The 22,901-nt window shown below is 70.3% G+C and carries 19 protein-coding genes; 17 read left to right on the top strand and 2 right to left on the bottom strand.

What is annotated here, in order from left to right; translation table 11 throughout:
- On the bottom strand, positions 1-774 hold the full coding sequence (map, locus tag WCE39_RS04370; protein ID WP_343275489.1) for a type I methionyl aminopeptidase: 774 nt from the start codon (positions 772-774) through the stop codon (positions 1-3).
- A 315-nt stretch (positions 775-1,089) separates the two neighbouring features.
- On the opposite strand from map, the gene rpsB reads away from it, so the two are divergent.
- From rpsB to WCE39_RS04295, 15 genes are all read left to right on the top strand, one after another.
- Entirely contained in the window at positions 1,090-1,962 is an 873-nt protein-coding gene (rpsB, locus tag WCE39_RS04365; RefSeq protein WP_343275488.1) for a 30S ribosomal protein S2, read from the top strand.
- An 85-nt stretch (positions 1,963-2,047) separates the two neighbouring features.
- Positions 2,048-2,917 carry a translation elongation factor Ts gene (gene tsf / locus WCE39_RS04360; RefSeq protein ID WP_343275487.1) on the top strand — a complete coding sequence of 290 codons (870 nt, stop codon included), beginning with the start codon at positions 2,048-2,050 and terminating at the stop codon, positions 2,915-2,917.
- A gap of 114 nt (positions 2,918-3,031) precedes the next feature.
- A complete protein-coding gene (pyrH, locus tag WCE39_RS04355) occupies positions 3,032-3,754 on the top strand; it encodes a UMP kinase (RefSeq protein ID WP_343275486.1) in 723 nt (240 codons plus the stop codon).
- Between the two features lie 109 nt (positions 3,755-3,863).
- On the top strand, positions 3,864-4,781 hold the full coding sequence (locus WCE39_RS04350) for a cation diffusion facilitator family transporter (protein WP_343275485.1): 918 nt from the start codon (positions 3,864-3,866) through the stop codon (positions 4,779-4,781).
- A 67-nt stretch (positions 4,782-4,848) separates the two neighbouring features.
- Complete coding sequence (frr, locus tag WCE39_RS04345) at positions 4,849-5,406, top strand: ribosome recycling factor (RefSeq protein WP_343275484.1); 558 nt, start codon at positions 4,849-4,851, stop codon at positions 5,404-5,406.
- Between the two features lie 11 nt (positions 5,407-5,417).
- Entirely contained in the window at positions 5,418-6,182 is a 765-nt protein-coding gene (gene uppS / locus WCE39_RS04340) for a polyprenyl diphosphate synthase (protein WP_343275483.1), read from the top strand.
- Positions 6,179-7,003: a phosphatidate cytidylyltransferase gene (locus WCE39_RS04335; RefSeq protein ID WP_343275482.1), complete on the top strand. Its 825-nt coding sequence runs from the start codon at positions 6,179-6,181 to the stop codon at positions 7,001-7,003. Before uppS ends, WCE39_RS04335 begins: the two co-directional genes overlap by 4 nt.
- Positions 6,988-8,172, top strand: coding sequence for a 1-deoxy-D-xylulose-5-phosphate reductoisomerase (locus tag WCE39_RS04330; protein ID WP_343275956.1), 1,185 nt, complete (start codon positions 6,988-6,990; stop codon positions 8,170-8,172). The genes WCE39_RS04335 and WCE39_RS04330 overlap by 16 nt, the downstream gene beginning before the upstream one ends.
- A 10-nt stretch (positions 8,173-8,182) precedes the next feature.
- Positions 8,183-9,535: an RIP metalloprotease RseP gene (rseP, locus tag WCE39_RS04325; RefSeq protein WP_343275481.1), complete on the top strand. Its 1,353-nt coding sequence runs from the start codon at positions 8,183-8,185 to the stop codon at positions 9,533-9,535.
- Positions 9,536-9,602: 67 nt separating this feature from the next.
- On the top strand, positions 9,603-12,056 hold the full coding sequence (gene bamA / locus WCE39_RS04320; RefSeq protein ID WP_343275480.1) for an outer membrane protein assembly factor BamA: 2,454 nt from the start codon (positions 9,603-9,605) through the stop codon (positions 12,054-12,056).
- An 18-nt stretch (positions 12,057-12,074) separates the two neighbouring features.
- Positions 12,075-13,097, top strand: coding sequence for a UDP-3-O-(3-hydroxymyristoyl)glucosamine N-acyltransferase (gene lpxD, locus WCE39_RS04315; protein WP_343275479.1), 1,023 nt, complete (start codon positions 12,075-12,077; stop codon positions 13,095-13,097).
- A complete protein-coding gene (gene fabZ / locus WCE39_RS04310) occupies positions 13,094-13,558 on the top strand; it encodes a 3-hydroxyacyl-ACP dehydratase FabZ (protein ID WP_343275478.1) in 465 nt (154 codons plus the stop codon). Before lpxD ends, fabZ begins: the two co-directional genes overlap by 4 nt.
- Positions 13,551-14,345 carry an acyl-ACP--UDP-N-acetylglucosamine O-acyltransferase gene (gene lpxA / locus WCE39_RS04305; RefSeq protein WP_343275477.1) on the top strand — a complete coding sequence of 265 codons (795 nt, stop codon included), beginning with the start codon at positions 13,551-13,553 and terminating at the stop codon, positions 14,343-14,345. Before fabZ ends, lpxA begins: the two co-directional genes overlap by 8 nt.
- Positions 14,342-15,544, top strand: coding sequence for a lipid-A-disaccharide synthase (gene lpxB, locus WCE39_RS04300; protein WP_343275476.1), 1,203 nt, complete (start codon positions 14,342-14,344; stop codon positions 15,542-15,544). The genes lpxA and lpxB overlap by 4 nt, the downstream gene beginning before the upstream one ends.
- Positions 15,541-16,218, top strand: coding sequence for a ribonuclease HII (locus WCE39_RS04295; protein ID WP_343275475.1), 678 nt, complete (start codon positions 15,541-15,543; stop codon positions 16,216-16,218). The genes lpxB and WCE39_RS04295 overlap by 4 nt, the downstream gene beginning before the upstream one ends.
- A 67-nt stretch (positions 16,219-16,285) precedes the next feature.
- Here WCE39_RS04295 and WCE39_RS04290 read toward each other — a convergent pair whose 3' ends face one another.
- On the bottom strand, positions 16,286-18,370 hold the full coding sequence (locus WCE39_RS04290) for a winged helix-turn-helix domain-containing protein (RefSeq protein WP_343275474.1): 2,085 nt from the start codon (positions 18,368-18,370) through the stop codon (positions 16,286-16,288).
- 179 nt (positions 18,371-18,549) lie between these two features.
- Here WCE39_RS04290 and WCE39_RS04285 point away from each other — a divergent pair, with 179 nt between their 5' ends.
- Together WCE39_RS04285 and dnaE are read left to right on the top strand one after the other, a co-directional pair.
- On the top strand, positions 18,550-19,185 hold the full coding sequence (locus WCE39_RS04285; RefSeq protein ID WP_343275473.1) for a hypothetical protein: 636 nt from the start codon (positions 18,550-18,552) through the stop codon (positions 19,183-19,185).
- An 83-nt stretch (positions 19,186-19,268) separates the two neighbouring features.
- Positions 19,269-22,850, top strand: a complete 3,582-nt coding sequence (dnaE, locus tag WCE39_RS04280) for a DNA polymerase III subunit alpha (RefSeq protein ID WP_343275472.1) — start codon at positions 19,269-19,271, stop codon at positions 22,848-22,850.
- Positions 22,851-22,901: the final 51 nt, after the last annotated feature.

Raw genomic sequence — 22,901 nt, 5'->3', positions numbered from 1 at the left:
TCAGAAGTCGTTGTCGTCGCCGGGCAGGCGCGTGAGGATGTCGACGCCATCGGCGGTCACCGCGACCATGTGCTCCCACTGCGCCGAGAGCTTGCGGTCCTTGGTGACAACGGTCCAGCCGTCCGGCAGCAGGCGGGTGTGGCGCGCGCCCTCGTTGATCATCGGCTCGATGGTGAAGGTCATGCCCTCTTCCAGCACCAGGCCCTCGCCTGGGCGGCCGTAGTGCAGCACCTGCGGCTCCTCGTGGTACACGCGGCCGATGCCGTGGCCGCAGTATTCACGCACCACGCTGAAGCGCTCGGCCTCGGCGTAGGTCTGGATCGCATGCCCGACATCGCCGAGCGTGGCGCCCGGCTTCACCGCGCGGATGCCGCGGAACATGGCCTCGCGGGTCACCTCCACCAGGCGCCTGGCCATCACCGACGGCGTGCCGGCGAAGTACATGCGGCTGGTGTCGCCGTGCCAGCCGTCCTTGATCACGGTGACGTCGATGTTGACGATATCGCCGTCCTTGAGGATCTTGGCCTCGTTCGGGATGCCGTGGCAGATGACGTTGTTGACAGAGATGCAGGTGGCCTTGGGATAGCCGCGGTAACCGACGTTGGCCGGAGTACCCTGCTGCACGTTGACGATGTGCTCGTGGCAGATGCGGTCGAGCTCCTCTGTGCTGACGCCGGGCTTCACGTGCGGGGCGATCATCTGCAGGACCTCGGCGGCCAGGTGGCCGGCGACGCGCATCTTCTCGATCTGTTCTGGGGTCTTGGGAGTAATCATGGCCGCCAGTATCGCCGATCGCGCGCGCCGCCGCCCGAAACTTGCTCCGGAGGGCCCCGCGGGCTAGTATCAGCGGGTTCCCAAGGCCGGACTCCGGCCCGGAATCGCCCACGACGGGCGACACCGTCGAATACACACCTGCCGCAACAGCCCGTCCCGGGGTGTCCAGCACAGCAGGGCCGCAAGGCCCGCCGCGCCGGATTCGGAGACGGAAGCGGCAGGGAGGCCCAACCCCGGAACCCATCGCCTGCCATTGCGCAGGCAAGCCGCCCCTACCCTGTCCGGCGGCCGGGTTCCCCATCAGGAATCACCACAATGTCCCAGATCACCATGCGCCAGATGCTGGAAGCCGGCGTCCACTTCGGCCACCAGACGCGCTACTGGAACCCGAAGATGGCGCCGTACATCTTCGGCGCGCGCGGCAAGATCCACATCATCAACCTCGAGAAGACCGTCCCGCTGTTCTCGGACGCGATGAACTTCATCTCGGGCATCGCGCAGAAGCGCGGCATCATCCTGTTCCTCGGCACCAAGCGCAGCGCGCGCGAGCCGATGAAGGAAGAGGCCGAGCGCTGCGGCATGCCGTACATGACCCAGCGCTGGCTGGGCGGCACGCTGACCAACTTCCGCACCGTGAAGGGCTCGGTCTCGCGCCTGAAGACGCTGGAAGCCGGCGAGACCGACGGCAGCTTCGAAAAGCTGGTCAAGCACGAAGTGCTGGGCCTGCGCCGCGAGCGCGACAAGCTCGAGGCCTCGCTGGGCGGCATCAAGGAAATGAACCGCCTCCCCGACGCCCTGTTCGTGATCGACATCGGCCATGAAGACATCGCCATCAAGGAAGCCAAGAAGCTCGGCATCCCGGTGATCGCGGTCGTCGACACCAACTACGATCCGTCGCTGGTCGACTACGCCATCCCCGGCAACGACGACGCCATCCGCGCCGTGCAGCTGTACGCCCGCGCCGCGGCCGACGCCGTGCTCGAGGGCAAGGCCGCCGCGCCGAGCGCCGCGACCGTGCGCGAGGAAGAGTTCAGCGAAGGCGGCGAAGGCGAGAAGCCGCGTCGCGCGCCGGCCCGCAAGAAGGCCGAGGCCGCCGAGGCCAAGCCCGAAGCCGCCAAGCCCGAGGCCGCCAAGCCCGCGGACGCGAAGTCCGACGCCGCCGAAGGCAAGGCCGAAGCCGCCGAGTAACGCACCCGGCGTCACGCGCCTGACACGCGGCCGCGCCACCGTGCGCGGCCGCGCACTTTGAACACCCACAGATTCGAGGTCCCCAATGGAAATCACCGCTTCCCTGGTCAAGGAACTGCGCGAGCGCACCGGCGCCGGCATGATGGAGTGCAAGAAGGCGCTCACCGAGGCCGGCGGCAACATCGACGCCGCCGCCGAGGCGCTGCGCAAGTCGGGCCTGGCCAAGGCCGACAAGAAGGCCGACCGCGTCGCCGCCGAGGGCCGCGTCGCCTTCGCGCAGCAGGGCAACCGCGCCGCCGTGGTCGAGATCAACTGCGAAACCGACTTCGTCGGCAAGGACGAGAACTTCCTGGCGTTCTGCGAGGCCGTGGCCAACGCCGCCGTCGCCGTGGACGACGTGGACGCCCTCAAGGCCGCGACCATCGACGGCCGCACCGTCGAAGAGGCCCGCGCCGAGCTGATCGCCAAGGTCGGCGAGAACGTGCAGGTGCGCCGCATGGTCTCGATCGAGAGCAACGACACCGTTGCCGGCTACGTCCACGGCGGCCGCATCGGCGTTCTGGTCGAGCTGAAGGGCGGCGACGCCGAGCTCGCCCGCGGCCTGGCCATGCACGTGGCGGCGATGAACCCGCCGCACAACAAGGCCTCCGACGTGCCGGCCGACTTCCTCGCCAAGGAAAAGGAAATCGAGCTGGCGAAGATGAGCGACAAGGACCGCGCCAAGCCGGCCGAGATCCTCGAGAAGATCATCAGCGGCAAGATCGCCAAGATCGTCAACGAGGTCACGCTGTACGGCCAGCCCTACGTGCTCGACACCGACAAGAGCGTCGAGCAGGTGCTGAAGGCCGCCGGTGCCGAGGTCATCCGCTTCGAGCGCCTGGCCGTTGGCGAGGGCATCGAGAAGGTGGTCGAGGACTACGCCGCCGAAGTGATGAAGCAGGCCGGCCTGGCCTGACGCGCGCCGCGGCGACGCCGCGGACTGCGATGCACGCACGAAGGGCCGCGGAGCAATCCGCGGCCCTTCGTTTTTTTCCGCTAGAATTCCCGTGATTACCGCCGGAGATCCACCATGTCCCAACTCGCCTATCGCCGTGTCCTGCTCAAACTTTCCGGCGAAGCGCTGATGGGCGACGAGGACTACGGCATCGATCCGAAAGTCATCAATCGCCTCGCGGCCGAGGTCATCGAGGCGCAGGCGGCGGGCGCGGAAATCGCGCTGGTGATCGGCGGCGGCAACATCTTCCGCGGCGCGGGCCTGGCGGCCGGCGGCATGGACCGCGTGACCGGCGACCAGATGGGCATGCTGGCGACGGTGATCAACGCCCTGGCGATGCAGGACGCACTTGAGAAGCTCGGCGCCAAGGTCCGGGTGATGAGCGCGATCAAGATCAACGACGTCTGCGAGGACTACATCCGCCGCCGTGCGATCCGCCACCTGGAAAAGGGCCGGCTCACGATCTTCGCCGCCGGCACAGGCAATCCCTTCTTCACCACCGACTCGGGCGCTGCGCTGCGCGCGATCGAGATCGGCGCCGACCTGCTGCTCAAGGCGACGAAGGTCGATGGCGTCTACGACTCCGACCCGAAGAAGAATCCCGAAGCGGTGCGCTTCGACCGCCTGAGCTACGACGAGGTGATCCGTCGCGACCTGCAGGTGATGGATACCGCGGCATTCGCCCTGTGCCGCGACAGCGACCTGCCGCTGCGGATCTTCGACATGGAACAGCCCGGCCAGCTGCTGCGCATCCTCAAGGGCGAGCCGATCGGCACCCTGGTGCAGGGCCGGGGCTGAGGCCCTCGCCCGGGAGCGGCGATGGCCGCTCCCGCATCCATCCGCGCGGCCGGGCTGCTGCATCGCGACTGGAATAGTGTCCGCGGGCGGCCCGTGCCAGCCTGAGCACATGCAACCCCACCACGACGGCCATGGCCATCACGGCCACCACCACGCGCCAGCGCCGGGAACGGCCACGCGCACCTTCGCCATCATCACCCTGGTCAACCTGGGCTACACCGTGGTCGAGGCGGCCTACGGCTTCATGACCGGCTCCCTGGCCCTGCTGTCGGACGCCCTGCACAACCTTGGCGACGTGCTCGGGCTCGCCATGGCCTGGGGCGCGGCGGTGATCGCGCAGTGGCCGCCGACCGAGCGCCACACCTATGGCTGGCGCCGCGCCACCCTGCTCTCGCCACTCGCCAACGCGGTGCTGCTCGTGGGCCTGTCGGGGGCCCTCGCCTGGGAAGCCCTGCGGCGCATGTGGGCGCCGCCCGAGGTCCCGGGCATGACCATCATCGTGGTCGCTGCGATCGGGATCGCCGTCAACCTCGGCACCGCGCTGCTGGTGCGCGACGGCCACGCGCAGGACCTCAATCGCCGCGGCGCCTACCTGCACCTGATGGCCGACGCGGGCATTTCGCTCGCCACCGTGGTCGCCGGCGCCGGAATGCTGGCCTGGGGCTGGGCGCTGCTGGACCCGGTGACCGCACTGCTGATCGGGCTGGTGGTGGCGGTCGGCGCCGTCGGCCTGCTGCGCGACAGCTTCAACGCCGCGATGGACGCGGTGCCGCCGGGCATCGACACGTCAGCGGTGCGTGACTTCATCGCTGCCCAGCCGGGCGTCGCCTCGGTGCACCACCTGCATATCTGGTCGCTGGGTGCCGGCGGGGTGGCGATGACGGCCCACCTGGTGCGCCCGCAGGGCGACGACGACGCGTTCATGCGCGCTACCGCCGAAGCCCTGCAGGCGCGCTTCGGCATCAACCACGCCACGCTCCAGGTCGAACGCGGCGACGGCGCTTGCGGCGGCCACGCACGGCATTGAGTCCCGGGCGCCGCGGTCCACGCGCATCGCCTATAATCCGCCGATTGCGAACAGGAGCCCGCGGCCCATGCTCAACGAGATCAAGAAAGACACGCAGACGCGCATGGCGAAGAGCGTGGAATCGCTGCGCCACGACCTGACCAAGGTCCGTACCGGCCGCGCGTCCACCGCGCTGGTCGACCACCTCAAGGTCAACTACTACGGCTCGGACATGCCGCTCACGCAGGTCGCCTCGGTCGGCGTCAGCGACGCGCGCACGCTCACCATCACGCCCTGGGAAAAGCCCATGGTCGCCGCGGTCGAGAAGGCGATCCTCGCCTCCGACCTCGGCCTGACGCCGAACACCGCCGGCACCACCATCCGCATCAACCTGCCCGCGCTCACCGAAGAGCGCCGCCGCGAGCTGAGCAAGCTGGTCCACGCCGAGGGCGAGTCCACCAAGGTGGCGATCCGCAACATCCGCCGCGATTCCAACCAGCAGGTCAAGGATCTCCTGAAGGAAAAGGCGATCAGCGAGGACGACGAACGCCGCGTCGAGGGCGAGATCCAGAAGCTCACCGACGACGCCATCAAGGACGTCGACGAGGTGGTCAAGGCCAAGGAGCAGGAGCTGATGGCGGTCTGACGGGGGTCGCGATGAACGCCCCGCCCGCCACGCCACGCATCCCGCGCCACGTCGCCATCATCATGGACGGCAACGGCCGCTGGGCTGCCCGCCGTCGCCGGCCGCGCATGATCGGCCACCGCGCCGGCGCGCGCGCGGTCAACCTGTGCATCGATTTCTGCCTTGACCGTGGCGTCGCGGCGCTCACCCTGTTCGCGTTCTCGAGCGAGAACTGGGGCCGCCCCGCCGACGAGGTCGGGGCGTTGATGAAGCTGTTCCTCAACGCGCTGGACCGCGAGGTGGGCGAACTCCACCGACGCGGCGTGCGCGTGCGTTTCATCGGCGACCGCAGCCGCTTCGACGCCGCGATCATCGCGCGCATGGGCGCTGCCGAGGGGCTCACCGCCAGCAACGACCGCCTGGCGCTCTCGATCGCCGCCAGCTACGGCGGCCGCCAGGACATCGCCACGGCCGCGCGCGCGCTGGCCGTGGACGTCGCCGAGGGCCGCCTGCGCGCGGAGGACATCGACGAAACGGCGCTGGGCGCACGCGTGGCGCTGGCCGACCTGCCGGCCCCCGATCTGTTCATCCGTACCGGCGGCGACCTGCGGATCAGCAATTTCCTGCTCTGGCAGCTCGCCTATACAGAACTCTGGTTCACCGACCTGCTGTGGCCCGATCTCGACGTGGCCGCCCTGCAGCAGGCGTTCGACGACTTCGCACGCCGCGAACGCCGTTACGGCCTCACTGGCGAGCAGGTGGCCGGCGGCGCAACCACGGATACCATGACCCAATGACCCGCACCCGAATCATCGCCGCCCTCGTCATGGCGCCGGGGACCATCGCCGCCGTGCTGCTGCTGCCCACGCCGTGGATGATGCTGGCCGCGGCCATCGTCTTCCTCGCCGCGATGTGGGAGTGGTTCGCGCTGGCCGAAATCGAGGACTCGCTGGCGCGCAGCGCGCTGCTGGTGCTGAACCTGCTGCTGATGGTGGCCCTGGTCTGGGGCACCGGCGGCACCGCCGCCACCCTGGTGCTGTTCAAGCTGGCGGTGGTGCTGGGCGTGGTCTGGTGGCTGCTGGCCATGATGTGGCTGGTCCACTACGACTTCGCCTCCGACCACGACACCAATGCCCGCGTGTTCAAGCTTGCCGCGGCGACCTTCGCCGTGGTCCCGGCGTGGTGCGCGCTGGCCCTGCTGCACAACGACGGCCCCTCGTGGCTGCTGCTGGTGCTGATGACCGTCTGGGCCACCGACACCGGCGCCTATTTTTCCGGGCGCGCGTTCGGCAAGCGCAAGCTGGCGCCCCGGATCAGCCCCAACAAGACCGTGGCCGGCCTGGTCGGCGGCGCCGCCGCCGGCGTGCTGGTGGCGACGCTGGGCGCATGGCTCATCGGCGTCGGCGTTCCCGCTCTGCCGTTGGTGGCGCTCGTGGCCCTGCTCACGGTGCTGTTCTCAGTGGTGGGCGATCTGCATGAAAGCCTGCTCAAGCGCCACGTCGGCGCCAAGGACTCGGGCAACATCATCCCCGGCCATGGCGGCATCATGGATCGCCTGGACAGCGTGTTCGCCGCCCTGCCCGTGTTCGCGCTGGGCAAGATCTGGCTGGGCTTCTGATGCGCCGCGTCGCCGTCCTCGGCGCCACCGGTTCGATCGGCACCTCGGCACTCGACGTCATCGCCCGCCACCCCGAGGCCATGCGCGCCAGCGCGCTCGCCGCCGGCAGCCGGGTCGAGGCCCTGCTGGAGGCCTGTCGCCGGCATCGTCCCGACGATGCCGTGATCGCCGACGAAGCGGCCTATCCCCGGCTGCGCGACGGCCTGCGCGAGGCCGGGCTCCCGACCCGCGCGCACGCCGGCATGGCCGCGATCGCCGACCTTGCCGCCGACGGCGGGAGCGACACCGTGGTCGCTGCCATCGTCGGCGCCGCGGGCCTGGATTCGACCCTCGCCGCCGCGCGCGCGGGCAAGCGCCTGCTGCTCGCCAACAAGGAATCCCTGGTGCTCGCCGGCGAGCTGGTGATGGCCACGGCCCGCGAACACGGGGCCGAGGTCATCCCGATCGACAGCGAGCACAGCGCCATCTTCCAGTGCCTGCCGCCCGGCGGCGCCTGCGCGGACGTGCGCCGGCTGGTGCTGACCGCCTCCGGCGGCCCGTTCCGCGGCCGCGACCGCGCGTCGCTCGCCGGGGTCACGCCCGCCCAAGCCGTGGCCCACCCCAAGTGGTCGATGGGCCCGAAGATCTCGGTCGACTCCGCCACCCTGATGAACAAGGGCCTGGAAGTGATCGAGGCCCACCACCTGTTCGGCCTGCCCGCGGACCGCATCGACGTGCTGGTGCATCCGCAGAGCCTGGTCCATTCACTGGTGGAGTTCATCGACGGCTCGACCCTTGCCCAGCTCGGGCTGCCGGACATGCGCACCGCGCTGGCGGTCGGCCTGGCCTGGCCACGGCGCATCGAATCCGGCGTCGGCGGGCTGGACCTGCTTGCCCACGGCCGGCTGGATTTCGAGCCGCCGGATACCGACGCCTTTCCCTGCCTGCGCCTGGCCTTCGACGCCCTGGTCGCCGGGGGCACCGCGCCCGCGGTGCTGAACGCCGCCAACGAGGAGGCGGTTTCAGCCTTCCTTCAGGGCCGCACCGGCTTCCTGTCCATCCCCGCACTGGTCGAAGACGCGCTGGCTGCGCTGCCGGCCAGCCCGGCCACGTCCCTCGAAGCGCTGCGCGCGGCCGACGGCCTCGCCCGCGACGCCACCCGGCACGCCCTCGCCCGCCACGCCCACTGACGAGCACGCAATGACTACCTTCCTGGGTTCCGTGTGGTGGATGATCGTCAGCCTGGGCGTGCTGGTGACCTTCCACGAGTTCGGCCACTTCTGGGTGGCCCGGCGCAACGGCGTGAAAGTCCTGCGGTTCTCGGTCGGTTTCGGCCGGCCGCTGTGGAAGCGCGTGGGCCGCGACGGCACTGAATACGTGGTCGCCGCCCTGCCCCTGGGTGGCTACGTGCGCATGCTCGACGAGCGCGAGGGAGATGTCGCGGAATCCGAGCTGGGCGCGGCCTTCAACCGCAAGACGGTCTGGCAGCGCATCGCCATCGTGGCCGCGGGACCGATCGCCAACCTGCTGCTGTGCCTGGCCCTGCTGTGGGCGATGTTCGTGATCGGCCGGCCCGATTACCAGCCGGTGCTGGGCCAGGCCCAGGGCATCGCCGCGGAGTCGGGCCTGACGCGCGGCGACACCCTGCTCCGGATCGGCGACCGCCCGACCCCGACCTGGAGCGAGGCGGCGATGGCCCTGACCACCGCGGCCATGGACCGCTCCGACGTCGAGGTGCGCCTGCGCACGGCCGATGGCAGCGAAGCCGTCCGCACGCTGCGCCTGTCCGCGCTGCCCGCGGACCTCGAGGCCCGGCGCACGATCGCGGCGATCGGGCTGCTCCCGCAGGCCTTCGTGCTGCCGCCGGACGTGGGCCGGGTTCGCGAGGACAGCGCCGCCTGGGGGGTGCTCGCCGAGGGCGACCGCATCACCGCCATCGACGGCACGCCCGTGCACGCCTTCGCCGACATCGGCCCGTTGGTGCAGGAGCTCGGCACGCAGGGCGGGAAGGGCATGGTCGAGGTCGAGCGCGACGGCGAGCGCCTGGCGCTGGAGATCACGCCCACGCTGGCCGAGGCAGAGGGGCGCGACCCATTCTGGGCGCTGGGCATCGAGCCCACCCCGCGGTCGGCGGTGCACGACGCCACCCTGCGCCATGGGCCGCTGGCCGCCGTTCCCGCGGCCGCCACCGAGACCTGGCGCCTCACCCGCGACACCCTGGGCATGGTCTGGCGCATGGCCAGCGGCCGGGCCTCGATGGAAAACGTCTCCGGCCCGATCACCATCGCCCGCTACGCCAACGCGTCCGCCGGCATGGGCGCGGCCTGGTTCCTGAATTTCCTCGCCCTGCTCTCGCTGAGCCTGGCGATCATCAACCTGCTGCCGATCCCGATCTTGGACGGCGGTCACCTGTTGTATTACCTTATCGAGTTGGTCAAGGGCAGCCCCTTGAGCGAGCGCGCGATGGTCGCCGGGCAATATGTCGGACTGGCCATGCTCGCAGGCCTGATGGGCCTGGCGTTCTACAACGACATCCTGCAACTGGTGCGCTGATGCCCGCATGTACCGCCGCCGCGCCCAGCGCCGCACCCCCACGAAACGCCCCACCCGGACGCCATTGATGACGCGACTCCCGAAACGCCGCCTGCTTGCCATCGCCCTCGCCTCGACGCTCGCCGCGCCGGCCTGGGCCCAGCAGCCGGTCGACCCGCTGGCCGCCTTCGGCATGCCGCCCCAGCCGGCCACCGCCGCCCTCGCCCCGGGCGCATTCACTGTGTCCGACATCCGCGTCGACGGCCTGCAGCGCATCGGCGCCGGCACGGTCTTCACCTACCTGCCGATCGAACGCGGCGACACCATCGATTCCGGCCGCGTCGGCGACGCCATCCGCGCGCTGTATGCCACCGGCTTCTTCGAGGACGTCCGCGTGGGCCGCCAGGGCGACATCCTGGTGGTCGAGGTCACCGAGCGCCCGGCGATCAACAAGCTCACGCTCACCGGCAACAAGGACATCAAGACCGAGGACCTGACCAAGGGCCTGCGCGACATCGGCCTGGCCGAGGGCGAGACCTTCGACCGCCTCGCGCTGGACCGCGTGACCCAGGAGCTCACCCGCCAGTACAACAACCGCGGCAAGTACAACGTCGCGATCACGCCCACGGTCTCGCCGCTGGACCGCAACCGCGTCGACATCACGATCAAGGTCGACGAGGGCAAGGCCGCGCGCATCCGCCACATCAACCTGGTCGGCAACGACAGCTTCGACGACGAGACCCTGACCGGGGCCTGGGAGTCGGGCACCAGCAACTGGCTGAGCTGGTACCGCCGCGACGACCAGTACTCGCGCGAGAAGCTCGAGGGCGACCGGGAGAAGCTGCGCAACTTCTACCTCGACCGCGGCTACATCGACTTCAGCGAGGACAACATCCAGGTCGCGATCAGCCCGGACAAGCGCGACATGTACATCACCGCCGGCCTGACCGAGGGCGAGGTGTACACGGTGGACACGGTCGAGGTCACCGGCGACACCGTGCTGCCGAAGGAAGACATCGAGCGCCTGGTGTTCATCAAGCCCGAGATGACCTTCTCGCGCGCGCTGCTCGAGTTCAGCTCCGACCAGATCGCATCCACGCTGAGCAACATCGGCTACGCCTTCGCGCAGGTCAACGTGATCCCGGAAGTGGACCGCGAGAACCGCCGCGTCGACATCAAGCTGCAGGTCGTGCCCGGGCCGCGCGTCACCGTGCGCCGGATCGTGTTCAAGGGCAATGCCCGCACCGCCGACGAAGTGCTGCGCCGCGAGATGCGCCAGTTCGAGGGCGCGTGGTATTCGCAGGCGGCGATCGACCGCTCCAAGGTGCGCCTGCAGCGCCTGGGCTTCTTCGAGTCCGGCAGCGTGAACGTCGAAAGCAAGCCCGTCCCCGGCACCAACGACCTGGTGGACATCGAATACAGCGTCACCGAGACCACGTCGGGCAGCTTCATGTTCGGCGTCGGCTATTCGCAGCTCAGCGGCATGACCACCTCGGTGCAGCTGTCCCAGAACAACTTCCTGGGCAGCGGCAACCGGGTCTCGATCGAGGCCCAGCGCAACGTCTACCTGCAGCGTTACTCGTTCTCGTACCTGAACCCGTACTTCACCGACAACGGCCTGTCGCTGGGCTACAACCTGTGGTGGCGCGAGTTCGACAACTCCGAATACAACACCGCGCAGTACTCCTCGACCAGCCGGGCCGCGCAGGTGGTGCTGGGCATCCCGATCACCGAGCACGACACGGTCACGGCGATGTTCGGCATCGACAGCAACCAGATCTTCGCCTGGCGCGGCAGCTCGCCGCAGTCGATCGTCGACTACATCGACGTGATCGGGCAGCGCACTTTCCACGCCTGGCGCGGCGAGCTGGGCTGGGCGCGCGACACCCGCAACGACTTCCTGCAGCCCACGCGCGGAACGCTGCAGCGCGTGTCCGCGGAAGTGGCGCTGCCGGGCTCCACCGCCGAGTACTACAAGATCAACTACGAGTTCTCCAAGTACTGGCAGATCTCGCGCGCGCTGGTGCTCAACACCCGCTTCGAGTTCGGCTACGGCGACAGCTACGGCGACGCCCGCTTCGGCATCGTGCAGGACCCCGACTCCCCCGAGGACACCGACGACCTGCCCGAGTACCGCGCGGCGGTGGCCGACGGCCTTCCGTTCTTCGAGAACTTCTACGCCGGTGGCGCGCGCTCTGTGCGCGGCTTCCGCGACAACACGCTTGGTCCGCGCGAGGCGGCCTGGAACAGCAGCTACCAGCAGGTGATCGGCGGTGCGGTGAAGACCGTGGGCTCGCTGGAAATGTTCTTCCCCACGCTGTTCGACTCGCCCGCCGCGCGCGTCTCCGCCTTCGTCGACTTCGGCAACGTGTTCAAGGACTTCGATGCCGTCGACGCGGGCGAGCTCCGTGCCTCGGCCGGCGTCGCCCTGATGTGGCGCGCGCCCGTGGGCCCGATCTCGATCAGCTATGCAATGCCGCTGCGCGAACAGGACGGCGACGAGCTCGAGCGCCTGCAGTTCACCTTCGGCGGCGCGTTCTAGCCGCCCGGGCGCGCGGCGATGTCATCCACCACGCAGACGGCGGCGGCACTGGCCGAGCGCTTTGGCCTGGTCCTGCGCGGCGACGGCGCGGCGGCGATCGACTCGGTCGCCACGCTGTCCGGCGCCGGTCCGCGGCAGCTGTCGTTCCTGTCCAACCCGCGCTACCGCGGCCAGCTTGCCGGCTCGGGCGCCGGCGTGGTGGTCGTGCGCGCCGAGGATGCCGAGGGCCTGGACCGCACCCTGCTGGTGGCGCGGGATCCCTACGTGGCCTTTGCCCGGATCGCGGCGCTGTTCGACCCGCCGCCCCTCGCCCGTCCGGGCGTGCATGCCTCGGCGGTCGTCGACGCTTCGGCCGAGATCGACCCCGGCGCGGAAATCGGTCCCCTGGTGGTCATCGGCGCGCGTACGCGCATCGGCGCCGGCGCCATCGTCGGCCCCGGCTGCGTCATCGGCGAGGACTGCGACATCGGCGCTGGCAGCCAGCTGGTGGCGCGCGTCACCCTGGTGCGCCGCGTGCGCCTGGGCGAACGCGTGCTCATCCACCCCGGCGCGGTACTGGGCGCCGACGGTTTCGGCCTGGCGATGGACGCCGGCCGCTGGATCAAGGTCCCGCAGCAGGGCGGCGTGGCGGTGGGCGACGACTGCGAGATCGGCGCCAACACCACCATCGACCGCGGCGCCATCGAGGACACCGTGCTTGAGGAGGACGTGCGCCTCGACAACCAGATCCAGATCGCGCACAACGTCCGCATCGGCGCGCACACGGCCATGGCCGGCTGCGTCGCCGTCGCCGGCAGCACCGTGATCGGCCGCTACTGCCTGGTCGGCGGCGCCGCCGGCATCGTCGGCCACATCAGGATCTGCGATCGCGTGGTCATCCAGGCGATGTCGCTGGTCACCAGTTCGATCGACGTGCCGGGTGAATACTCGTCCGGCACGCCGTTGATGGATGCCCGGAGCTGGCGCAAGAGCGCGGCCCGGTTCAGGCAACTCGACGCGCTTGCCCGCCAGGTGCAGGCGCTCGACAAGGAGAAGACATGACAGCCGCCGAGCTGAGCTTTCCGATCAGCGTGGAGGGCATCCGCAGGATGCTGCCGCACCGCTACCCCTTCCTGCTGCTCGACCGCGTGGTCGAGTACGACGGAGAAGCCAAGCGCGTGCGTGCCTACAAGAGCGTGACCGCCAACGAGTCCTATTTCCAGGGCCACTTTCCCGACCGCCCGGTGATGCCCGGCGTGCTGGTGATCGAGGCCATGGCCCAGGCCGGCGGCGTGCTGACCCAGCTGTCGCGCGGCGGCGCCACGCCTGACGGCCGCCTGTCCTACCTGGTGAAGGTCGACAACGCGCGCTTCGCGAACATGGTCGTCCCCGGCGACCGCCTCGACATCGAGGTCACGATCAAGCGCCTGATCCGCAACATGACGCTGTACAGCGGCGTCGCCAGCGTCGACGGCGGCCAGGTCGCCAGCGCCGACATCCTCTGTGCCGAGGTGGATGCCTGACGTGGCCGCGGCGTCGATCCACGCCAGCGCCGTCGTCGATCCGTCGGCGCGCATCGGCGACGGGGCCAGCATCGGCGCCTTCACGATCATCGGCGCCGGCGTCGAGGTCGGCGAAGGCTCGCGCATCGGCCCGCACTGCAGCGTCACGGGTCCGACCCGCATCGGCCGTGACAACCACGTCCACGGCCACGCCGCGATCGGTGGCGAGCCGCAGGACAAGAAGTACCGCGGCGAACCCGTGCGCCTGGAGATCGGCGACCGCAACGTCATCCGCGAGTTCACGACCATCAACCGCGGCACCGGCGAGGGCGGCGGTGTCACCCGCATCGGCAGCGACAACTGGCTGCTGGCCTATACCCACGTGGCGCACGACTGCATCGTCGGCGACCACTGCATCTTCTCCAACAACGCGACGCTGGCCGGGCACGTCGTGGTCGGCGACCACGTGATCCTGAGCGGCTTCGCAGGCATCCACCAGTTCTGCCGCATCGGCGCCCACGCCTTCATCGGCATGGGCGCCTTCGTCAATGGCGACGTCCCGCCCTTCCTGATGGTCGCGCAGGAGGGCTACGGCCGGCCGCGCGGGATCAATGCCGAAGGCCTGAAGCGCCGCGGCTTCGACCAGGACCGGATCGCGGCCATCCGCCGCGCCTACCGCACGGTGTACATGTCCGGCGAAACGCTCGACGAAGCCCGCGGCAAGCTGGCGGAACTGGCCTCGGGCAGCGAGGACGTGCGGCTGATGCTGGACTTCATCGAGGGCGGCGAACGACCGCTGCTGCGGTGAGCGCGGGCGGGCCGCGCTTCGCGCTGGTCGCCGGTGAAGCCTCCGGCGACCTCCTGGGTGCCGGCCTGGTCGACGGCCTGCGCGAGCGTTTTCCCGACGCCGAATTCGCCGGCGTCGGCGGCGATGCGATGCGCGCGGCCGGCATGGACACCTGGCACGACGCCGGCGAACTGGCGGTGATGGGCCTGTCCGAAGTGCTGGCCCACCTGCCGCGCCTCCTGCGCCTGCGCCGCAGCCTGCGCCGCCGCATCCTGGACTGGACGCCCGACGCCTTCATCGGCATCGACGCTCCCGACTTCAACCTCGGCCTGGAGCGCCAGCTCAAGGCACGCGGCGTTTGCACCGTGCACTACGTCAGCCCATCGGTCTGGGCCTGGCGCCAGGGCCGGGCGGCGAAGATCGGGCGCAGCGCCGACCGCGTGCTCTGCCTGTTCCCGATGGAGCCGCCGATCTACGCCCGCCACGGCGTCGACGCACGCTTCGTCGGCCACCCGATGGCCGATGCCATGCCGCTCAACCCGGACCGTCGCGCCGCGCGCTCGGCGCTCGGCGTGGACGACGACGCCCCGGTGCTGGCGGTGCTCCCCGGCTCCCGTCTGGGGGAGATCGAGCGACTCGGGCCCGCCTTCCTGCAGGCCGCGGCGTTGGTGGCCGAGCGCATCCCGGGCCTGCAGGTGCTGGTGCCCGCGGCCAATGCCGCCTGCCGCGAGGCGCTGGCCGCGATGTTGCCCGCGTCCCGCGCGGATGAGCCTTCCATACGGCTGCTCGAAGGCCGGGCGCGCGAAGCCATGGTGGCCTCGGACGTGGTGCTGCTCGCATCCGGCACCGCCACCCTGGAAGCGATGCTGGCCAAGCGCCCGATGGTGGTCGGCTACCGGATCTCGCCCACCACCCATGCCATCGTCAAGGGCCTGGGCATGCTGAAGGTGGATCGCTACGCCCTGCCGAACGTGCTCGCCGGGGAAACCATCGCGCCGGAGCTGATGCAGGACGACTGCACGCCGATCAGGTTGTCTGAAGCGGTGCTCGCCTGGTTCTCGCGCCCGGATGCGATCGAAGCGCTGGAGCCGCGCTATCGCGAACTGCACATGCTGCTGCGTCGTAACGCCTCGCGCGAGGCCGCGACTGCGGTTGTCGAACTCCTTGATCCCCGCCACGTCGCCACCGAAGCCGGCATCGAGTCCGGCCCGCGGCCATGAGGCAGCGCGGCCCGCTAGCCGCAGGCATCAGGATCCAGCCGGCACCGCCGGGGACGATCTCATTCTCCGCGCTCGTGGCCGGCGTCGACGAAGCCGGTCGCGGCCCGCTTGCGGGGCCGGTGGTCGTGGCCGCGGTGGTGTTTGATCCCGATCGTCCGCGCATCAACGGTCTCGATGACTCCAAGGCGCTCGGGCCGGGGCGGCGGGACGAACTGTTCGAGCGTATCGTCGAGCGCGCCCTGGCCTGGCAGGTCGTCTCCATCGAGGCCGCGGAGATCGACCGCATCAACATCTACCAGGCCACGCTGCTCGGCATGCGGCGCGCGGTCGAAGCCGTCGCGCACGTCGCGGGCAGCGCGCGCATCGACGGCAACGCGATCCCGCCCGGGCTGCCCTGCGCCGCCGAAGCCTGGGTCGGCGGCGACGCCCGCGACCGCAGCATCATGGCCGCATCCATCCTGGCCAAGGTGACGCGTGACCGCGGCATGCTCGCGCTGCACGCCCAGTACCCGGACTACGGTTTTGACGGCCACAAGGGCTACGGTACGCCGGCACACCTGGCCGCGCTGCGCACACACGGCCCCTGTCCGCAGCATCGCAGGAGCTTCGCTCCGGTGCGCGCGGCTACCGCAACGGACCTGTTCCAGCCCCGCCTGGCGCTCGAGCCAGCCTAGTTCCGGCCCGGGGCCGCCGCTCCCGGCGGCCGCTCACCGCACCCTCTTGCGGTTCGCGGTGCTCTGTTCATTGCAACGCGGTGGTGGCGCGGATCCGCGCGTCGTCCATGCCTGCCTTGCGGGCGCGCGCAACGGCCTCCAGCGACGCCGCGCGCTCGCCCAGCCGCGCCAGGGTCTGGGCCTGGTAGAGCGCGATCTCGGCGGCGTCGCCGCGCTTGGCCGCGCCCGCGAGACGCACCATTTCCAGCGCTTCAACGCGTTTGTCCAGGTTCGCGCAATACCAGCCCAGGGCCGCCAGCGCATACCCGTCGCCGGGGTTGACGCCGAGATAGCGGCGCACGCGGCGCTCGGCTTCCCCATAGGTCGCAGCCACCTCGTGCCGCGGTGCAGCGCTCGCCGCCAGCGCGTCGCCCAGGTTGCCCCAGTTGGTGTAGTCGTCCGGATCGAGCTCGAGCGCGCGCCGGTACAGCGCGACCGCGGCCGCGTGCTTGCCGGTCCGCATGCGCAGGGTGCCGAAGTTGGCGAACACGTCGGCGCTGGGCCTGATCGCGATCGAACGCTCGAACGCGCTGGCAGCGTCCCCTGCGTTCCCGGACAGCAGCTGCAGGAAACCGTAGGTATTCCAGTTGCCGGCGTTGTCCGGCGCCAGCTCCAGGGCCTTTCGATACTGCCGGAGCGCCTCGGCAAGGTGGCCGTCGCGATAGGCCTGGAGGCCGGCCTCGGTCCATATCCGGGCATCGTCGGGCGCGAGCGCCAGGGCCTTGTGGAAATGCGCGGCCGCGGCGGCGCGGTCACCGCGCGCGGCCTGCACCTTCGCGATGCCGACCTCGGCCAAGGCGGCGGTCGCCGGGTCATCGGCGGCGGGCGCGAACTGCGCAAGCGCGAGATCGAACTCGCCATCGACGCGATGCAGGTTGCCCAGTGCAAGCGCGCCTTCGGGCGGCACGGGATCGAGCGCGGCCACGCGTGCACAGGCCGTCCGCGCGCGCTCGTGGGCGTCGGTGTCGTTCCAGTACTCGAACCGCCGGGTCTCGGTGGTGCACAGCGCCGCCTGCGCACGCCCGAAGCCCGCGTCCTCGGCCAAGGCCGCGCGGAAAGCCTCGGCGGCCCCGGAGCTGCGTTCGCGGTCCACGGGAGCGCGTGACAGGTGGAGGCCGCGCAGGTAGGCATCGAAGGCCGCAACGCTGTGGGTCTGTGCCAGCCTGCGGCGCAGCGACTCGCGCTCCGCGGGCATGGCGCCCAGCATCGATTCGACGACTTCGCCCGCGATTGCGCCCTGGGTCGCGAACACCTCGCTCATCGAGTGCTCGTAGGCGCGGCTCCAGAGGACGTAGCCGCTTCGCGTATCGCTGAGACTGGCGTTGATGCGCACACGATCGCCTTCGCGGCGAATGCTGGCGTCAAGGATGGCATCGACCCCGAGCTCACGCCCCAGCTCGCGGACGTCGTGATCGCGGCGGGAGTCCCCGCTGCCCATCAACGCCGCGACATTGAGGCCCGGCACCGAAGCCAGTGCATCGTGCATCTCAACGGCCAGGCCCTCGGCGAACCAGGCATCGGCCTCTCCTTCGCCCAGCATGGAGAACGGACGCACGGCGATCGCGGATCCCACTGGCGCCGACGTGGTTTCCGTGCCCGATCGCCACCAGCCCGCCGCGACCACGGCCAGCACCAGCACCAGCACCAGCACCAGCAACACCGCCACGCCGGCCCTCCATCGCCAGGATCGCCCGCTGCGGCTGGTGCCATCACCGCCCGCCGATGGCGCTCCGGTGTCCGGGCCCACGGCCTCCGCAGCGCCGGAAATTTCCGGTGCGTCCACATGCGCGGAAATTTCCGGTACGCACATGAAGCGGTAGCCGACCGCGTGCAGGGTCTGGATGTAACGCGGATGCTCGGCATCATCGCCAAGCGCCTTGCGCAACTGGCCCACGACCCGGTTCAACACTCCGGGCGTGACGTGGCGATGGCCCCACACCCGGTCGAGCAGTTCGTCGCGCTCGATGGCATGCCCCGGGTGCTCAAGCAGGGCCAGCAGCACCGCATAGGCTTTGGGCTCCAGCGCCAGGGGGCGGCCACCGCGCATGACGCTGTGTGCGGCGGTGTCGACCTCGACGTCACCGAAGCGATAGATGCGCGCTTGATCCAGCATTGCAGCCCTTTGGAAGGGTCCAGCCCAGAGGCGAGCCCCGCAGTCAACGCAGAAACCGGAAAGAACCGGCTTCCATCGCGATTCCCTCACCAGCCCGGTGGGTTTCCCTCAAGCTTCACGGACTCGGCGGTGGGATCCTGCAGCTGCGCCGATCAGGCGCGCGTGTGCCGGAGAACGTCATGCAAGCCATCCTCGAAAGCGTGCCCATGCCCGCCGGGCGGCCCGCATACGCCCGCCGCCACCGGATCGCCGGGATGGAGCCCCTGGGTCGCGGCCTGGAACGGTTCCAGGCCGTCGCGCGCGTGCTCGCCGCGCAGGGCGGCGAGGCCCCCACGCTGGACGGCGTCGCCAGCGCCGCGCGCAGCCTGTCCCAGGCCTATGCCGGACATGCCTGGGCTCCATGCATCCACCAGCGGCGCCACGGCCTGCAAGCGCTGCAGACACTGGCGCACGACCCCGCCTGGCGGCTCGCCACCGAGCAGGTCGAGTGCATCGCCCTGCTGGCCGACTACGCACGCGGCCGCGACCGTCTCGTGCCCGATGCGGTGCCGGTGATCGGTGGCCTGGACATCGCGGTGCTGTTCGATCTGGCCTGGCCTGGCCTGGTCGCCGATGCCGAGGCCTACCTCGACTTCCGCCGCCTGCGTGTCGAAGAGGCCCTCCTGCGCGGCCAGCGCCGCGACAGCTTCGACTTCAGCCGCGACCAGTGGCTCGAAGCCCGCCGCGCGGAAATGGCCCTGCGCGTGCACGTGGCCATGCGCGGCACCCGGAGCTATCTGTCCACCGCATCGGCGCCGGTGTTCCGGATTCACTGAACGCCTTCCGCGGACCTGGCTGTCAAGCCTTGTCCGCGCGGGGGCGGGGACCTAACCTGCATGGCTGTGCCTGCGGTCCCACGATGTCCCGACGCTTCGTCCACCTGACGCTCCACAGCGAGTACTCGCTCGCCGACTCGACGATCCGCATCCCGGAGCTCGTCAAGCGCTGCGTGGCCCTGGGCCAGCCATCGGTGGCGGTGACCGATCGCAACAACCTGTTTTCGCTGGTCAAGTTCTTCCGTGCGGCCGAGGGCGCCGGCATCAAGCCGATCGCCGGTGCCGACATCAGCATCGCCGAAGGCAACGAGGCGCCGGCCACGCTCACCCTGCTCTGCCGCGACCACGAGGGCTACCTGTCGCTGTCGCGGCTGCTCACCCGCGCCTGGATGGAGGGCCAGCGCCACGACGGCGTGGTGGTCCGCCCGGAATGGCTGCGCGAGGTGCACGGCGGCCTGTTCGCCCTGGCGGGGCGCCAGTCGCCCGCGGGCCGCCTGGTCGCCGCCGGCCGCCCGGACCAGGCCGAGGCCTGGCTGAAGGACTGGCGCGGCGTGTTCGACGACGGCCTGCACCTGGCGCTCGCCCGCTGCGGCTTTCCCGACGAGGCGGCATTCAACGACTTCGCGCTGCAGGCCTCCTCGCTGTGCTCGGTGCCGGTGGTGGCCGGCAACGAAGTGCGCTTCATCGACCGCGAGGGCTTCGACGCCCACGAAGCGCGGGTCTGCATCTCGTCGGGACGCGTGCTGGACGATCCGCGGCGGCCGCGCGACTACACCGCCGAGCAGTACCTGAAGTCCGGTGACGAGATGGCCGCGCTGTTCGCCGACGTGCCGGATGCGCTCGACAACACGGTGGCGCTCGCGCAGCGCTGCAACCTCGAACTTCGCCTGGGCACCTACCACCTGCCCGCGTTCCCGGTGCCCAGCGAGCACACGCTCGACTCCTGGATCCGCAGCGAGGCCCGCGACGGCCTGGCCCGCAGGCTGGAGCACGCGCCGCTCGCCGCCGGCCACGACCGCGCCAGCTATGACGCGCGCCTGGAAACCGAGCTCGACGTCATCATCCGGATGGGCTTCCCGGGTTACTTCCTGATCGTCTCGGACTTCATCCGCTGGGCCAAGGAACAGGGCATTCCCGTCGGCCCCGGCCGTGGTTCCGGCGCCGGCTCGCTGGTGGCCTGGGCGCTGGAGATCACCGACCTCGACCCCCTGCCCTACGACCTGCTGTTCGAACGCTTCCTCAACCCGGAACGCGTGTCGATGCCCGACTTCGACATCGACTTCTGCATGGACCGGCGCGACGAGGTGATCGACTACGTCGCGCGCAAGTACGGTCGCGACCGCGTCAGCCAGATCATCACCTACGGCACCATGGCCGCGAAGGCGGTGGTGCGCGACGCCGGGCGCGCGCTGGGCTATCCATTCGGGCTGGTGGACAGCATCGCCAAGCTGGTTCCGATGACCCTGGGCGTGTCCCTCCAGGACGCGCTGGGGCGCACCGAGAAGGGGCGCAAGGACGACGCCTGGCGCTCCGACGAGCTGATCGCGCGCTACGGCGACGAGGACGACGTCCGCGACCTGATCGACCTCGCGCTGCAGCTCGAGAACCTGACCCGCAACGCCGGCAAGCACGCCGGCGGGGTGGTGATCGCGCCGACGCCGCTGTCCGACTTCTGTCCGCTGTTCGCCGAGCACGACGGCGAAGGCGGCGGCCGCAACCCGGTGACCCAGTTCGACAAGGACGACGTCGAAGCGGTGGGCCTGGTGAAGTTCGACTTCCTGGGCCTGCGCACGCTCACGATCATCGACTGGGCGGTGAAGGCGATCAACACGCGCCTGGCCGGACAGGCCGCGCCGGGCGGAGACGCCCCCCCGGCGCCGGTCGACATCACCAAGCTGCCGCTGGACGACGCGAAGACCTACGAGCTGTTCGCGCGCGGCGACACCGTGGCGGTGTTCCAGTTCGAATCGCGCGGCATGCGCGAGCTGCTCAAGCGCGCCAAACCCGACCGCTTCGACGACCTGATCGCGCTCGTGTCGCTGTACCGGCCGGGGCCGATGGACCTGATCCCGGACTTCATCGAGCGCAAGCACGGCCGCGCCGAGGTCCAGTACCCGCACGACCTGCTGGAGCCGGTCCTGGCGCCGACCTATGGCGTGGTGGTGTACCAGGAACAGGTGATGCAGACCGCGCAGATCCTGGGCGGCTATTCGCTGGGCGGCGCCGACCTGCTGCGCCGCGCAATGGGCAAGAAGAAAGTCGAGGAAATGGCGCGCGAACGCGCCAAGTTCGAGGCCGGCGCGCTGGAAACCCACGGCATCGCGCCCAAGGTGGCCGGCCCCATCTTCGACCTGTTGGAAAAGTTCGCAGGCTACGGCTTCAACAAGTCGCACGCCGCCGCCTACGCGCTGGTGTCGTACCAGACCGCCTGGCTGAAGGCGCACTACCCGGCCGAGTTCATGGCCGCGGTGCTGTCGAGCGACATGGACAGCACCGAGAAGGTCGTCGGCTTCCTCGCCGAGGCGCGCGCGCTCGGGCTCGAGATCCTGCTCCCGGACGTGAATCATTCGGGCTACATGTTCGAAGCCATGGATGCGCGCACCCTGCGCTACGGCCTGGGCGCGGTGAAGGGCGTGGGCCAGGGCGCCTGCGAGGCGATCGCCGCGGAGCGCGAGAGCGCTGGACCCTACGCCAACCTGATGGATTTCTGCCGCCGGATCGAATCCGCGCGCCTGAACCGGCGCACGCTCGAGGCGCTGGTGAACGCGGGCGCGCTGGACGCGCTCGGACTGAACCGCGCGTCGCTGATGCTGCAGCTGCCCGAAGTGCTCAAGGCCACCGACCAGCTGGCGCGCGAGCGCGAGGCCGGCCAGACCTCGCTGTTCGGAGGCTTTGCCGAGCCCGCGGCCGCGGCGGCCCAGATCACCCTGCCCGAGGTCGCAGAATGGCCTCTGGCGCAGAAGCTCGCGGGCGAACGCGACACGCTTGGCCACTACCTCAGCGGCCATCCCCTGGACCCGTGGCGCAGCGAGCTCAAGACCCTGGTCGGCGCCGACCTCGGCCAACTCGACCAGCTCTGGGAGTCGGGCAGCAGCATGCGCAAGGGCGGCAACGGCAACGGCGAGGGCGGGCGCGGCGGCTGGCGACAGGAGGTCACGGCGATAGTGGCAGGCCAGGTCATGGGCATCCGCAAGCGCGGCGAAAGCCAGGCCTTCGTGCAACTGGAAGACGGCCGTGGCCGCATCGAGTGCGCGTTCTTCTCGGAAGCCTGGGTGGAATACGCATCGCTGCTTGGCGGCAACCGCATCGTGATCGTCGAAGGCGGCCTGCGCGAGGACGAGTTCAGCGGCGGTTTCTCGCTGCGCGCGCGCCGGGCCTGGGATTTCCACGAGGTCTGCAGGCAGTCCGCACAGCGCCTGTCGCTGCGCCTTGACCTGAAGTCCACGGGCGTCCTCGACCGCATCGACGCGCTGCTGGCCACGCACCGCCCCGGCACCACGCCGCTGCGGCTGGACCTGCTGCTGCCCGCTGGCGCCGCGGGGAGCCTCGACATCGACGGCGCCAACGCGGTGCGCGTCGAACCCGACCTCCTGGGCCAGCTTCGCGCCGAACCCGGCGTCCGCGCCTTGCACGTCGCCATGGGCACGCGTCCCTGGACCAGCTGAGCCGGGCGGCCCCGCAGGGGCGACTCCGCTAGACTGGGCCCTTTCACGACC

The sequence above is a fragment of the Luteimonas yanweni genome (assembly GCF_039548475.1).
In the GTDB taxonomy this organism is placed as follows: domain Bacteria; phylum Pseudomonadota; class Gammaproteobacteria; order Xanthomonadales; family Xanthomonadaceae; genus Luteimonas.
Note: the sequence above shows the minus strand (reverse complement) of the source record. Positions and strands in the feature narration are given on the sequence as shown.

Excerpts from the sequence above, each read along its gene's own strand:
- map (WP_343275489.1), bottom strand. The coding sequence starts at position 774 with ATGATTACTCCCAAGACCCCAGAACAGATCGAGAAGATGCGCGTCGCC.
- rpsB (WP_343275488.1), top strand. The coding sequence starts at position 1,090 with ATGTCCCAGATCACCATGCGCCAGATGCTGGAAGCCGGCGTCCACTTC.
- tsf (WP_343275487.1), top strand. The coding sequence starts at position 2,048 with ATGGAAATCACCGCTTCCCTGGTCAAGGAACTGCGCGAGCGCACCGGC.
- pyrH (WP_343275486.1), top strand. The coding sequence starts at position 3,032 with ATGTCCCAACTCGCCTATCGCCGTGTCCTGCTCAAACTTTCCGGCGAA.
- WCE39_RS04350 (WP_343275485.1), top strand. The coding sequence starts at position 3,864 with ATGCAACCCCACCACGACGGCCATGGCCATCACGGCCACCACCACGCG.
- frr (WP_343275484.1), top strand. The coding sequence starts at position 4,849 with ATGCTCAACGAGATCAAGAAAGACACGCAGACGCGCATGGCGAAGAGC.
- uppS (WP_343275483.1), top strand. The coding sequence starts at position 5,418 with ATGAACGCCCCGCCCGCCACGCCACGCATCCCGCGCCACGTCGCCATC.
- WCE39_RS04335 (WP_343275482.1), top strand. The coding sequence starts at position 6,179 with ATGACCCGCACCCGAATCATCGCCGCCCTCGTCATGGCGCCGGGGACC.
- rseP (WP_343275481.1), top strand. The coding sequence starts at position 8,183 with ATGACTACCTTCCTGGGTTCCGTGTGGTGGATGATCGTCAGCCTGGGC.
- bamA (WP_343275480.1), top strand. The coding sequence starts at position 9,603 with ATGACGCGACTCCCGAAACGCCGCCTGCTTGCCATCGCCCTCGCCTCG.
- lpxD (WP_343275479.1), top strand. The coding sequence starts at position 12,075 with ATGTCATCCACCACGCAGACGGCGGCGGCACTGGCCGAGCGCTTTGGC.
- fabZ (WP_343275478.1), top strand. The coding sequence starts at position 13,094 with ATGACAGCCGCCGAGCTGAGCTTTCCGATCAGCGTGGAGGGCATCCGC.
- lpxA (WP_343275477.1), top strand. The coding sequence starts at position 13,551 with ATGCCTGACGTGGCCGCGGCGTCGATCCACGCCAGCGCCGTCGTCGAT.
- WCE39_RS04295 (WP_343275475.1), top strand. The coding sequence starts at position 15,541 with ATGAGGCAGCGCGGCCCGCTAGCCGCAGGCATCAGGATCCAGCCGGCA.
- WCE39_RS04290 (WP_343275474.1), bottom strand. The coding sequence starts at position 18,370 with ATGCTGGATCAAGCGCGCATCTATCGCTTCGGTGACGTCGAGGTCGAC.
- WCE39_RS04285 (WP_343275473.1), top strand. The coding sequence starts at position 18,550 with ATGCAAGCCATCCTCGAAAGCGTGCCCATGCCCGCCGGGCGGCCCGCA.
- dnaE (WP_343275472.1), top strand. The coding sequence starts at position 19,269 with ATGTCCCGACGCTTCGTCCACCTGACGCTCCACAGCGAGTACTCGCTC.